Annotated in this window: 14 protein-coding genes and 1 other annotated feature; of the genes, 2 read left to right on the forward strand and 12 right to left on the reverse strand. The window is 45.5% G+C overall.

Annotated features, from left to right (window positions below; all coding sequences use genetic code 11):
• Window positions 1-97 precede the first annotated feature (97 nt).
• Window positions 98-382: a DUF3888 domain-containing protein gene (locus MST20_RS17095; protein ID WP_243943710.1), complete on the forward strand. Its 285-nt coding sequence runs from the start codon at window positions 98-100 to the stop codon at window positions 380-382.
• 23 nt (window positions 383-405) lie between these two features.
• Here the strand turns inward: MST20_RS17095 and MST20_RS17100 are convergent, their stop codons facing one another.
• From MST20_RS17100 to MST20_RS17130, 7 genes are all read right to left on the reverse strand, one after another.
• Window positions 406-1,350, reverse strand: coding sequence for a DMT family transporter (locus tag MST20_RS17100; protein WP_243943711.1), 945 nt, complete (start codon window positions 1,348-1,350; stop codon window positions 406-408).
• Between the two features lie 19 nt (window positions 1,351-1,369).
• On the reverse strand, window positions 1,370-1,531 hold the full coding sequence (locus MST20_RS17105; protein ID WP_043926115.1) for a tryptophan RNA-binding attenuator protein inhibitory protein: 162 nt from the start codon (window positions 1,529-1,531) through the stop codon (window positions 1,370-1,372).
• Window positions 1,532-1,630: 99 nt separating this feature from the next.
• Window positions 1,631-1,889, reverse strand: a binding site (T-box leader).
• 177 nt (window positions 1,890-2,066) lie between these two features.
• Window positions 2,067-2,819 carry a MerR family transcriptional regulator gene (locus MST20_RS17110; protein WP_243943712.1) on the reverse strand — a complete coding sequence of 251 codons (753 nt, stop codon included), beginning with the start codon at window positions 2,817-2,819 and terminating at the stop codon, window positions 2,067-2,069.
• Window positions 2,820-2,948: 129 nt separating this feature from the next.
• Window positions 2,949-3,776 (reverse strand): DUF4885 family protein, encoded by an 828-nt coding sequence (locus MST20_RS17115; RefSeq protein WP_243943713.1) that lies wholly within the window; start codon window positions 3,774-3,776, stop codon window positions 2,949-2,951.
• Between the two features lie 63 nt (window positions 3,777-3,839).
• Window positions 3,840-4,667, reverse strand: a complete 828-nt coding sequence (locus tag MST20_RS17120) for a PPC domain-containing protein (protein ID WP_243943714.1) — start codon at window positions 4,665-4,667, stop codon at window positions 3,840-3,842.
• 112 nt (window positions 4,668-4,779) lie between these two features.
• Window positions 4,780-5,994 carry a serpin family protein gene (locus MST20_RS17125; protein WP_243943716.1) on the reverse strand — a complete coding sequence of 405 codons (1,215 nt, stop codon included), beginning with the start codon at window positions 5,992-5,994 and terminating at the stop codon, window positions 4,780-4,782.
• A gap of 124 nt (window positions 5,995-6,118) precedes the next feature.
• Window positions 6,119-7,630 carry a class I adenylate-forming enzyme family protein gene (locus MST20_RS17130; protein ID WP_243943718.1) on the reverse strand — a complete coding sequence of 504 codons (1,512 nt, stop codon included), beginning with the start codon at window positions 7,628-7,630 and terminating at the stop codon, window positions 6,119-6,121.
• A gap of 277 nt (window positions 7,631-7,907) precedes the next feature.
• Between MST20_RS17130 and MST20_RS17135 the strand changes: the two genes are divergently transcribed.
• Window positions 7,908-8,327 (forward strand): MarR family winged helix-turn-helix transcriptional regulator, encoded by a 420-nt coding sequence (locus tag MST20_RS17135; RefSeq protein ID WP_243943720.1) that lies wholly within the window; start codon window positions 7,908-7,910, stop codon window positions 8,325-8,327.
• Between the two features lie 33 nt (window positions 8,328-8,360).
• On the opposite strand, the gene MST20_RS17140 is transcribed toward MST20_RS17135, so the two are convergent.
• The 5 genes from MST20_RS17140 to MST20_RS17160 form a co-directional block, all read right to left on the reverse strand.
• Window positions 8,361-9,272: a macrolide 2'-phosphotransferase gene (locus MST20_RS17140; protein WP_243943722.1), complete on the reverse strand. Its 912-nt coding sequence runs from the start codon at window positions 9,270-9,272 to the stop codon at window positions 8,361-8,363.
• 443 nt (window positions 9,273-9,715) lie between these two features.
• Complete coding sequence (locus MST20_RS17145) at window positions 9,716-10,888, reverse strand: DUF4885 domain-containing protein (protein ID WP_243943724.1); 1,173 nt, start codon at window positions 10,886-10,888, stop codon at window positions 9,716-9,718.
• Between the two features lie 144 nt (window positions 10,889-11,032).
• A complete protein-coding gene (locus MST20_RS17150; protein ID WP_243943725.1) occupies window positions 11,033-12,112 on the reverse strand; it encodes a DUF3900 domain-containing protein in 1,080 nt (359 codons plus the stop codon).
• Between the two features lie 96 nt (window positions 12,113-12,208).
• The gene (locus MST20_RS17155) at window positions 12,209-12,907 is read right to left on the reverse strand and encodes an ABC transporter permease (protein WP_243943727.1); all 699 of its coding nucleotides are present in this window, start codon (window positions 12,905-12,907) and stop codon (window positions 12,209-12,211) included.
• A gap of 15 nt (window positions 12,908-12,922) precedes the next feature.
• The gene (locus MST20_RS17160) at window positions 12,923-13,603 is read right to left on the reverse strand and encodes an ABC transporter permease (RefSeq protein WP_243943887.1); all 681 of its coding nucleotides are present in this window, start codon (window positions 13,601-13,603) and stop codon (window positions 12,923-12,925) included.
• Window positions 13,604-13,613 lie beyond the last annotated feature (10 nt).

Consider the following 13,613-nt stretch of genomic DNA (forward strand, 5'->3'; position numbering starts at 1 on the left):
CTCCCTGAAAAAACTGCTGATCACAATGTGTTTTTGCAGCGCCTTTTTATGGATAAGCTCCGAAAAAACCACAGCCTTTACGGCAAACGAGAGGGATGTGTATGATTTCATTCTTACATTATTGGATCCTTATGCACAAAAGGTCATAAAAAAAGATTACGGATTATACGATGCAAAAATCGTGTCTGTTGAGAGAATGAATCACGGAAGATCAGCCGTTGAAAAGCAATTTAACAACGGGTCATTCGAATTTATTGCAAAGGTTCAATACAGGACGTATACAGGCCCTCACAATCCTCCCGAAACCGTCGAGGAAGTAACGTTTTACATAGCACCAAGCGGCGTTCAAACGGTCGGGCATGCTGTCAAAAAACAGAAATGAAAAAGGGATATGAATCCCTTTTTCTATTTCCGGTATTCCAGCAGACTGATGGTCAGGAGCACAAGGAAGCACCCCAGCCACTGAACGGGAGTTAAACGTTCGTTTAAAAACAAAACACCTCCGAAGATCGTGAGAACGGGGCCGATCATGGAAATGACGGCTCCCCGCTCCGCTCCTATCCGCTTCATGCCTTCCAGCATAAATAAAAAAGGAATGACCGTCGTCACCACCGCAATGATCATGAAAAAACCATACATTGCGGGAGGATAAGAAAGCAGGATTCCCGGTTGTTCTCCCGTTGCGCGAAGCAGCGCATAACCGGCCATCGCAAGACTTGCCGCCGACATTCCATAAGCATTCATCCGAATCCCGCCGATTTGACGGACAAGGCTTCCCGCCGCAACAAGATAAACCGCATAGGCGACAGCGGACAATAAGATCAAAAAAGCTCCTGACAGGTTCGCTTCAAATGCTTGCACATCCCATCCGCCGACAGCCAAGAACAGCCCGGCATTCACAAGCAAGATGGCGGCAAACGTTTTACCCGAGATCATTTTTTTATTTACAAAAGCCGTTATGATCAATACGAACATGGGATAGCTCATCACAATCATCCGTTCAACGATTGCCGAAACATCATGAAGGCCGATAAAATCAAGCAATGGCGACAGAAAAAAACAAAGCAATCCGGCCGCATAAGCTTTAAAAATCTCCGCTTTTTCTGGTTTAGCCGGAAGCTTTGAACGATACACAATAAAAATCAGCCAAAACAGTGGCGCCGCAAATAATTGCCGGTACAACAGCACCGCTTCCGGCTGTGCACCTTGTTCATAAGCCCATTTGACAAAAATGGATTTTGAAGCAAAACACATCGTTCCAAAGACCATAAAAACGCCCCCGGCCGCTTTTCCAACACCGCCTTGAAGATGGCCGCTCTGCTCAGCTGTACTCTTCTCTGCTCGACTCAACTCTAAACACCCGTCCTTTTTATTCGTTGATATGTTTTTTTATAAAATGGAGCAATGTGCTGCCCTGCGCCGTCAAAATCACACCTTTTCCCGAACATTTTGGACAAGGCTCCGGCTCTTCTCTTCCGCTTCCATTGCAATTTGGACATGTCGTTTCCAAATCGTCCGTTGCAATCACCATTTACCATCACACCTCCGTTTCCATTTAACATGATGCGGCCACTCCGGCCAGCCTTCCTCCATGGCCACCACCTCCTTAAAAATAGAAAAAACCCCGTCACAAAAGGACGAGGGTCTCGCGGTACCACCTTTATTAATCGCATCAACGATTCGCTTGGAACATACGGAAAGGGAACAGTCAGCCCTTTCGATACGCTTCTCTTGATAACGGAGAGAACAATCCCGGCTCCGCCTACTGTCCGTTTCAGCGAAGCGATTCAGAAGCCCATTCGGTATCAGAAGGGTATCGGTTCACACCAGCCACCGACTCTCTTAAACCCATACTCTGACACGTACTTGCTCTTCCTCAATATCGTTTAACCGTACATGATTTGTAAAAAATATATTACTCTGAAAATTAACGGGTGTCAATCAGCGGCCCATCCTGGCTTAATGAACATGACATTATAAGTTGCTTTTGCAGACTCAAATTGCACATCAACTAAAAAAACCGCCTAAAAGGTCATTTCACAACCTTATCAGGCGGTTTCCAGCGATTATTCCTTATTCCTGTCAGCAAACACCGTCATGGCGTCGCACATGAACTTCGCCAAGCCGGCGCCGTATTGATCGATGTTTTTCGTAAAGCGCTCGTCAGCGACATACATTTGTCCCAGACCTTTGAAAGCTTCAAGCGAATAGCTGTGGCCGGTGTTATTGTTCAGAAAATCGTACCAATCCTTTATAGCCGCCTGCGCTTCTTCTGAGTCAGGGGCGCCTTCTCTGAGGGCGGCGATTTTTCTGTAAATGGCATCATATTGCTGTTCCATCATTTTTCGTTCATCTTCGGACATTGATTCGATAAAGGCCTTCGATTTATCGACGGCTTCATCGCCCCAGCGTTCCCTCGCTTCTTCCTCATACGGGTTTTGACTGAAATCAAATCCCGCGAATTTTTCCTCGTTTGTCATGTTGATTTCTCCTTTCGCGAATTGGATCGTTTTATCGATTGTCGCAATCATTTGGTCAAGCCGGCTTCTTTTCTCCAGCAGCGCTTTGCGATGGAGCTGAAGCGCCTCATTCCTGTCAAATGAAGGGTTCTCAAGAATGCTTTTAATCTTTTTTAAAGGGAAGTCAAGCTCTCTGAAAAACAGGATTTGCTGCAGCTTTTCCAGATCGTCATCTGAATACAGCCGATACCCGGCTTCGGTCGTCTCCGACGGAGCTAATAATCCGATTTCATCATAATGATGCAGTGTGCGCACACTGATGCCGACTAAGTCGGCCACTTCCTTTACTTTCATTTTCATCTATCTGACCTCCCTTCGATATTGACTATAAAGTATCCCGCAACGTAAGGGTCAATGCGAAATTTTAAATTTTTTTGCACCATTTTTTATACAAACAAAAGACCCGGCAAAATCGCTTTGCCAGGTCTTTTAAGAATTGTTAAGCAAGACTTCTTTTAGAAACGGATCGTCCAGCCACTCGTTCAGCTGCACCGCGGAGAATCCTTTTGATACATTGAGATCGATGAGCGTTCCGCCGGCATATCCGAAAGATGCCGATCTGTCCGGAATGGTGTCCGGCCCTTTCGCCAGGACATTCTTCAGCTTCTTCAGCATATTTTGAAAGCTCTTCTCCAAGTCGCTTTTCGGGTCTTTGGCAGATTCAATCACTCTGATGAGCCTCTCATTTCCGCCTTCAAGCTCTCCATTTTCATCCAAACTGACATCAGCCAAGGACAGCCCGGCAATTGTTTTCAAAAACTCATTCACATGCCATTTTTCATAAGCCTCTTTATCCAACGGCGTTCCATTTTGTTCACTGATCAGTTCCGCATGGCTCAACAGACGCGCGCCAAACCGTTTATCGCTGTCATTTAAAACGGCTTCGATCCGGGTTCTTTTTTGTTCGTCTTCGATGCCTTCAACTGTAATCCGGTTATGTCCGTCAACATGCAATGTCAGATGTTCACTCTCGGAAAGAGAAATTCCGCTCTCGCGCAGCGTCTCATCGATCTGGCTGTTCAAACGCTGCCTGTCCACATAAAGATTATAGATCTCAAATTGAACGCCGTTCATTTGTGATCGTAATGACGGTGCATTTTTTTGAGCCGCTTCAGCCTGTTTGCTGATGGAGAGGGTGTCTGTTTGGCTGACGGCCATCCTCTTGGAGCCTTTGGTCTTGGCCGGCATCTCTGCGGCGGCAGGCTTCATCAGCTGCTCGGAATAAAGCGAAAGTTTTACCCTGTCTCTAATATTCATGGGAGCTCCTTTCATGCCAATTACATTCTATTACTTTTTATATCGGCCGGAATTTGGATCTGTTTACCAGCCGTATGTTGAATCGTATTGATAATTGATCTTCAGCTGCGGCGATCTCCATGTTGAACTGCTCCAAGCGAGCGAATAGTATCTCACATTCCATGTCGTTTTGACCGGAAGCGCAAGTTCAGGCTTTAGATCCGGAAACAGTGTGCCGCCTGAAACCGATGTGTGCCAAACGCCTTCTTCCTTATTCAGAACTTCCCTGTAAGTGTGTCCGAGGCTCGGAGAAATGGTTCCCTCAGCGGAAACGCTTTTCACAGTCGCTCCTTCGGGAATGGCCGGGACATTGGCAAGATTGACGGCGGCAACCGGAGAAACGACTCCCTGTCCAGGGCTTGAGATGGCTGATGGAGACAAATTCGCCGTATAAGCACCGCTCTTCATTCTGTCGATAAATTCAAGTCTGTAAAATCCCCATCCGTCATATGAACCGTCTTTAGACATAACGACCGCAATGTATCGGCCTGTCTCCGGAACATCCAAGCGGATGATTTCATTTTGGTTTCCCGTTCTTTCAGAAGATCCTACTGCAGGATAGCCGTAAGTATCTTTAAATAAGTAAAGATCATAGTCTGTATTTGCCGGGATGTTCTTTAGGTGAATGGCAAGCTGTTCTCCCTTTGTCGCGTAAAATTTGTAATAATCTTTATCGCTTTCGCTGTGAATCGTCGCTGAAATCGTCTTGTATTTCCACAATCCTAAATCATAAGCCTCAGTGAAAGAATTGTTGGGTTCATACTCATCTTCGTAAACATTTGCCGAAGCCGAAAATGCTGGAATCGCCATCAAAAACACACTGAACACGAACAGAAACAAACTTTTTTTCATTTGTCCTTGCCTCCCGTTTATTCATCACCATAAAGGAACTCCCTTCCTAATATCGGTAATAAAACTGGAATTTTAATGAATATTTTATAAAATTATAGAATTTTTAACAGGTTTAATCATCCGTCGGCTCTGCTACACTGCCGACAAAAAGAATCATTCCGGATGTTTCATCAACAATCGCAAAATAAAACGGATGGTCTGCAGTCATCGTCACTTCAGGGACGGGAGCTGATTCGATGATCTCAACCGCTGTTGCCGCGGATGCTTCGGTACCCGCTTCATCCACTTTGATAAATGTTTTATGTCTGACTTTATTAATTTGAGCGGCGCCATGTCCGGTAAACATATTTGAAAAATCCGCGCTGCTAAACACGGTTTTCATTCCAAGCCGTTTAAGCGGTTCATTTAACATGTAGTCTGTTTGAAATGAGAAACGCGGCAGCTTGAGCTCAACCTGTTTCACCGTCCAGTCCTTTTGCAGGGCGCGCCATTGATCATACGTCATGCCAGCCATAAGCTGTTCAAGACTTGCCGCTTTTTTCGGCAGAAAAACAGCTAATGACAGACCTTCGTCTTGAAAGGGAAGCTTGACGGCTTGAAAATGTTCATTTTCCAGATAAGGAAAGCGGTTTGTCTGCGTCATCATGGGGTGTTTTTTTGCGGAGCCGTCCGCTGAATAAAATGGCTGTTCCGCTGTCATGTGAGGATCAAATGGATGCTTCCAGCTTTCTTTAAAATAGACGGTATTGATGATGTAGGCAATCGTATTCGACGAGACTTTGTCAACGATCTGATCGATGCGGTCTTTCGTTTTCTTTTTGACCCAGCCGTTGATTTCTTCTGCTGCCCGGTTTGGATCATCATGAAGCTGATAGGCTTCACCAAGGCCTTTGATCGCGTCTTGAAAGCTTTCTTTCAGCTCCCTTTTGGACCATATCGAATTGGCCGACGAAAATTCGCCGTGAGGCAGCGTTTCAAGCGAACGATTCACAGATTGTGACATCTTGTTGATCGATGCCATATCCGTCTGGTTGAGGTTTAAAGTGCCGAGCAGCTCCTTTCTGCTGTCTCCCGCTGCACCGTTTGCCGTCATTACAAGTACCTGGTGAATACTGTAAGGCGAGAGGAAGATGTTTTTCCGGCTCCCTTTCTCTTTTATCATGTCTTGAAACAATGCGAGCGCAAACCTCTGTTCAGCTTCAGATAACGAGGCGTCCGTTTTTTGCGCGGATCTGACGGGCGGGGGATCAGCCTCCTTGTGCACTCCGCATCCGGCCAGCAATAAAAGACCGGTCCATATCACCATCGCACTCCATTTCGATTTCAATTGTCAACACCTCCTACTGTTGTAGTGGGTTTAGCATTGGAAAACGTTACAAAAAACGGCAGCCGGTGCAAGAAATCCGCAAAAAAAGCTTATCCACTGCTGGATAAGCTTTCTGTTACTGCGCTCACTGTCCTTTAACAGCCAGTTCGCGCAAATCCTTTTTGACGATTTTGCCGAGCCTGTTTTTCGGAAGGCTGTCGGTAAAGACGATCTCAGGAATTTTATAGTCGGACAGGCGCTCTTTGCAATACGCGATAATGTCCTCCTGCTTGAGGCCGGAGCTTTCGTTTTTCACTACATACGCTCTCGGAACTTCCCCGTACATTTCATCCGGGACGCCGATGACGGCCGATTCAACGACTCCGGGCACTTGATCGATGATCTCCTCCACCTGGTCAGGATAAATATTGTCGCCTCCGTAGACAATGACGTCTTTATACCGGCCGGTAATATATAAAAATCCGTCTTCATCAAGTTTGCCGGAGTCCCCCATATAAAACCAGCCGTCTTTCAGCACCTTTTGCGTGGCGGAAGGATTTTGGTAATACCCTTCAAAAACATACGGGCTTTTGACGACGACTTCTCCGACTTCGCCTCTTGGCAGCTCTTCATGTGTATCAGGGTCTTCGATTTTTATACTGACTTGCGGAATCGGCTTGCCGGCTGAATTGACTTTATCCCAGCCCATGTCAGGCCGCCATACGCTGACCGTCCATGCTTCTGTACTGCCATACCCCTGCACCATCAGGATTCCCATGTCATTGTACTCCTTAATCAGCCGCGCCGGCACCTTGGTGCCGCCGGAGACAAGCATTTTCACTGATGACAGGTCGAATGAATGTCTTTTCATTTCCTCCAGCATGTAAGTGTAGACGGAAGGAAACGCCATCATCATATGAATCCGTTTCTTCTCAATCTCCTGCAGGATTTCAAACGGTTCGGGATCCCATAAGAAATGAAGGCCAATTCCTTCAAAAGCCGCCTGAAAAACATGGTTGAGCGAGCTCATATGATAAAGCGGATGGCTCGCTAAAAAGCGCATGCCTTTCAGCTGTTTCGATTTCACGTTCACCTCTGTCAAGTATGCGGCCAGACTGCCGTGGTTGACCATGCAGCCTTTCGGATTTCCGGTCGTGCCCGAGGTGAACAGCATTAAAGCCAAATCATGCTCGGTCACCTGGTCGGCCTCCACCCCCAGCGGCCTGTTTTTAAATAAGCTCTCAAACTGTTCAGTCGTGTTCATTCCCGCACCCGCTTCAATCATCAGGCAGAACTGAAGCTGTTCGCGGAGCGGCGTTAGTATATCGGCAAATTCCAAGTCATAAAACATCACCTTCGGCCGGCAGTTGTTCAAGATTCCTTTTAATTCATACGATGTCAGCTGCCAGCTTAACGGCACGACTGTCGCCCCGATTTTAAGAGACGCCAGCAAAATGACGGGAAAATGATGATTATTTTTACATAAAACCGCGATGTGGTCTCCTTTTTGAACACCCTCCTCCAGCAGATAATGAGCCAGCTGGTTCACCCGTTGATGATACGCTTTGAACGTAAACGTTCGATCTCCTCCGGACAATGCTTCCAACCCATCTGACGTTTCCATATGATGATTGATTAATTGCTGAAGTGTACTCAAAATTTTCATCTCCAAATTTTCATTGTTTCTCACAAAACCTGGTGAGATTATGTGACGCACAAATTCATTCTAAAACAAAATATATCCATTGTAAAACTATTTCATAATAGAATTATTATCTTTATGAATTGATAACAAAAGAAATTAAATGACTCATGTTAAAATTCATAAAATCGTTTTTTGCGGAGCATTCGCTTATGATAAAATAGACCTATGTTTGTTTGGTCAGCTTGAAATGGCTGATCTACTACACGATGTCGGAAATGAGGAAACCTTCATGAATCACCATCGGATTGAAGCGAATCTATTGGATCATGCTTTCACGAAATATTTGCGGTCTTCAAAGAAATTGGACGAAGAAACGATTCCGAAAAGTATCACGAGCGGCAAAGGGTTTATTTTGCGTATCATTTACAGACACGAAACATGTACGATAAAAGAGATTTTACAGGAGGTTGCCCTGTCTCCATCAGCAACGACAACAGCTCTGAACCATTTGGAGAAAGAGGGCCTTGTGATCAGGTCGAGAAATAACGATGACCGGCGCACCGTCTGGATCGAACTGTCACAAGAAGGAACAAGGATCGCCGCACAAATGGTGGAAAACCGCCAGGCCTTGATCGACAAGCTCTTCGACAAGTTGTCAGAAGAAGAAAAAAAGGTTTTTTTTGCTATGATTGAAAAAATTATAATGTGAAACGGGCCGTCGACCGAAATCGACAGCCCTTTTTTATTGTCTGACCCCAAGCGCGTCCAGCGCCATCTTCAAGTGCTCTTCTTGCTTTGTCTGCAGGGCGAACATGCCGATTTCAATGCCGTAGGCGGCCTGCAATTCCGTAATATGCTCTTTCATCCGCGGCCAGACCCGGCCCCCTTCTTTTTCATAATAAGAGATGAGCCGGGCGGTTTCGGCTTCTCCTAAAATCGTCATGTATAAAAGAAAGTCTTTTGCCGGGTCGGCGATTTTTGCTTCCGTCCAATCCAACAGCCCAGTTATGCTCTGATGCTGGTCAATCAAAATATGCGGGGGATGCAAATCGCCGTGGATAAACGCGGTATGTTCAGGCCAATACGAGTCGTCGGACAGCCACTTTTGCCATCTTTCCCAGAGCTCGCCGCTGACCCCGAGCTCTCTTTTAATCTGTTCCATCTGCTCTGCTTTTGACTGCCTGACGCCATCCGGATTCATCACATGCATGCCCGCTTCTTCTGCTGCCTTATGATCGATGCCGTGCAATAGCGCGAGCGTTTTCGCCAATGATTTGACAAAGGCTTCAGCCGGGGGCTCATGATCCATGTTCCAAACGTAATTCTTCATCTCCATGTCAATGACTGCGGCAGGAACCCCCGGAAGCTCCGGATATGCGATCAGTTCGGGGGTATGAATGCGCCAATCCGGAACTCCGGCAGGAAGGCGGTTTTGCAGCAGCTTCAGCACTTTCCCTTCATACATCGCTCTTTCAATCACATCGTCGCGCCGCGGTTTTCTCAACACCCATCTCTTACCTGCTTCATCTTCGGCAAAGACGACTTGAAAATCCATGCCGGACTCGTTGATTTCCGCATCCTTTCGTTTCAGCCGAAGGCCGTGTTTTTCCGCAAGTTTTAATGTATGTTCAATTTGCTCATTTACAGTTGTCATATACGATTTTCCCCTTTACTGAAGGTTATTAATAAAAAAAAGCACAGGTCGTCTGCCTGCGCTGGAAAGTAAACGGAAAAAAGATATGACAAATAAACTGAAGGCAAGCTTCAGATCAGCTATTTTTAAAGGCAAAAAAAGAGGCGCTGGAATCCGCGCCTCTCCCTCTGTTATTGCATAAGGGTCCCCTAAAAACAGGCAGACTGATCCCGATTACCCTGCACACAGGCAGAGACTTTGTTCACGATTTAGTTAGCGAGGACAAAGTTCAATCGGAATCTGATGTATGCCATTTGGGAAATCCCTCCGTTCATCAAAGTTAGCCTTATTTTAACAGGTTTTGGAATGACCCGCAACGCAAAATTCAATTATTCAGAAAATGATCCTGATAAAGGAAAATTTGCTATCGAAGCGGAAAAAGGGGCGCGTTCCTGCCTTTTAAATTAATGATTCACACCCGTTCGCCGCTTTAATTCTCTTAGCCAAGCCGTATCCCCGGTTCCATAGCTTTTCTTTTGCCCTGTATCCCGCAAAGATCCGTTGCTGTAGTCAATAGATAAGATAAAATCCGGAACAGAATCATATCCGGCTTCCGCAAGTCTGTTCAGCTCTGCTCCATAATGAGCGATTGCGAAATGAGCCGTTTTCTTTTGGACAGGGTCCTTCTCCAGCTCTTCTTTATACACATCTAACAAATCACGACCGTCAGGAGTTACATATCGGCCATCAACCACTTCCAAGTCCTTCAGGTGATAGCCTGTCACCTCATATATCTCGCGAACCGTCTGATATTTTTGCTGCGCTTCTTTGGAATATTGGGCTGAATCGCTGCTCAAGCTTTTCATGATATGCAGAAATAACTGTTTGCCGTTTTCTCCTGATTGCAAAATATGTTCAAGTTGATGGATAAGCTGCTCATCATCTGTTCCGCTCACCTTTACTTGATAATCAATCGGTGAAATTGTAAAGGTGAGCGCCGTATCCGCAGGAATGGCAATATGATATTGATCCAGCAGCGCTTGAAGCTGTTTGTTGACTTGGCTGCGCTGATATATTTTCTCATTCTCCGCCTCTACTTCCCCATTAAAATTCACATTTCGAAACGCGGCATCCTGCATATTATAGTTTTGCGCTTTTCCTTTGAACAGCCACTCCGTTTCATTGTCATATGCAGCTTGTCTTTCTGCTGCCGACAGGTCATTTCTGAAATAAGGGGAATTGGAATTTTTGTATTTATCCTTAATATAGCCTAAAGGGTCAGGTTTCGTTTTGTTCAGTGCATTTATTTTGCTGTATTTTTCATCTAAGATTTTTTTCCTGATATCACTTTCTGACTCATAGGGGTTTTGGGCATTGATCTTCGTTTCTGCCACAGTTTGATCATTTGCTGCTTCGTATGCGCGCCTGAAAGCTTCGGCATGATTCACAATACTGTCCTTTGAGTAGTTCAGCTTACTCAAACTTTCCTTCAATGGTCTTCCTGCTTGACTGCCGGCCTTCTTCACAAGGGCAGTGATATCGGAAGAGACATTTTTTACAGTTGTATCAGCCGGATTCCTTTTCAACATATTCTGGACCAGCAGCTGTGTACGGATGTATTGACTATTGAGACGCATTGGGTACCTCTCCTCAATTCTTTCTATAATCCCTATATCGGCTTAATTATGTTTATATTAACCTTATTAAACAGTAATTTACATAGCAGCCTCATCAATTTGGATGAAAAATCAAAAGGCATCCGAAAAAACGGATGCCTTTCCTTATTTCTCATCTTCCCTGTCACTTTTATTCCGTATCCGCTCAATCACCTCATGCAGCCCCTCAGGTTTATAAAATTCCACCGGAGAACTGCCCTTCTCAAAGGAAATCGTCTCGGCTTCTATCAGCGCGACGTAGCGGCCGTTTACCTTGGCAAGGTGGATCGAGTCGCCGAATTCGGCCAGCAGTCCTTTAATCTCGGTTTCTCCCAGCTTCATTTTCAGCTCTGCCTCAGGCATGTGCTCAACGATCTGGGCGGATGCTTCGATGACTTGATGGGTGTCGAGACGTTCCTGAATCTCCCGCTTTTCGCTCGCTTCCCAGATTTCGAGGTCGTGTTCAAACTGCTGGAGTTCTTCGCTTTTGTCTTCAAATGCTTCGTACACATGCTCCTGCACCATGTTCATCACTTGGGACTTCATGATTTCCGGCATCGACTCGCCGTACTCGACGAATTTTAAGAAGTCTTCAAAGTAGCGGGCGTGTGAGGCCTGGTGGATTTTCACTTCGCTTTCCTCTGTCATGCCCTCTTCAGGCATGTGCGGATACTGAATCGATTTCATGTTTTTCGTCGTGATCGCCATTTCGACCTTGCGGATCAACGATGATTCATCGGCGATCGAAGCGACCTTCGGTTCAAAGTCGCACTTCATGACAAAGACAAATGTATCATCGAAGTATTTGCGCGGTACGGCTGTCGCCACTAAAAAAACGCCTCCCCTGACGGCGCTCGTGTCGAGGTATGTGCGGACGAACTGTTCGCTCAGTTCATTGAATTCTTCCTTTGTCTCCGCCAGTTTTGTTTTGTGAAACAGATTGTAGTTCGGATTAGAATCAAGCTCATGCCCCGGCTCTGTGATGAAGCGGCCGATTTTCGTCGGCACCTGCTCTGATTTCGGGTGGCGTTCGGCTTTCCGCTTCACGATTTTTTTCAATTCCCCGTCTAAGAAATCCTTCAGCTCGCTGGTTTCAAATTCCTCTTTATCCAGCGTCTGAAAATGTTTATATTGCTTGTTGGCCTGCTCATCCTTGCCGTCGACCTGAATGACGTAAAAAGAAATATAGCGAATTTCAAATTCCATGACATGTTCACCCGTTTTCCTTGTTGTTTCAGTTCTTCAAGTATAGGTAAATGCCTGGAATCCGTCAATTTGCACCTTTACGATATACTTGATCAATTATAATACATCTTCCCGGTCAATTTTTCGGATCGACCAAAACGCAATAACAATCCCGATTACAGCCAATGAAACAGGAATGTAAATAATAGAAGCAATTGAGAATCCAGGACTTTGCTGACCGATCAGCGAGGTCAAAATACAGGATGTCACAATGGTGGCAGGAACTGATTGTTTGCGCATTCCAAAGTATAATGGAATAAAACTCAGTCCTGTCGAGGAAGCAGCATAAATGAGCATACTGCCAATCTCATTTCCTATAGCTTGCATCGTCAGTTTTTCCGGGCTGAATTGATAGACATCATTGAGCTGCGAGAAAATAACTGCAACAATCAATTCGGACACGATCATTGTCAAAAAGGTCAATCCGCCGGTGAGCAGCAGTTTTGCCGCGATCAGTTTTTTTCGGCTGACCGGATATGTAAACATGACCGTGATGGTTCTGTTTTTATACTCCCCGATGATCAGTTTGGCAATCAGCACGCCTGCAAAGACAATAAACACAGACCTCACAAAAGTTCCAAGAAGCAGCAGCGTGGATCCCGCGTCAGCCATCGCCATTTGGCCTTGAGTAAGGTTTTTTTCCTCCGACCCGATCAGGCATAAAAAACCGAGTATGCATAGATTTGCGATCACTGCACCTTTGTAATACCACCCCAGTTTTGTTTTTTTAAACTCCAATTTAATTAAATTCAGCATTGAACTTCAACTCCGTTAGAATACATCTATTTTTTCGATCCGCCTTACTGCCAAAAAGGAAAAAAACAGACCGACAGCGGCCAAAGATAAAGGAATATAAACAATTGAAGAAATGGAAAAGCCCGGGCTTGTGGAACTGATCAGCATGCTGATCACGACAGACGAAATGATCGTTGCCGCAGTGGAGTGCTTCCGCATTCCGAAAAAGATGGGTACTAAACTCGTCCCTGCGGCGCCAAAAGCAAAAACAATCATTTTCAGAGCCTGCTGAGAAACCATATGAGCTGTTAATTCGCCGGGGATGACCCCATAGATTGAGTTCAGCAGAAAAAAACCAGCGGCAACGCATGCATTTGATATCAATATCGTAATGAAAGTCAGCCCGCCTGCGATCAGCAGTTTAGCGGCCAGCAGTTGTTTTCGGTTGATCGGGTACGTAAACATCACAAGTATTGTCTTGTTTTTAAACTCTGAAATCACCAATTTTGAGATCAATACAGCGCCGAAAACAATAAAAACCGCTCTGACGAAAGTGCCGATCACAAGAAATGTTTCATCAATCGTTTGGAACGTATCCTTGCCTTCTGTGAAGGTCACCATCCACAGAAAACCGAGAATGATCAAATTGGCAAAGACGGCTCCGCGTACATACCAGCCAAGCTTCATCTTTCTCATTTCGATTCTTATTAAATTCAGCAAGTTTCTC

The organism is Bacillus sp. B19-2, from assembly GCF_022832475.1.
Lineage (GTDB): Bacteria > Bacillota > Bacilli > Bacillales > Bacillaceae > Bacillus > Bacillus paralicheniformis.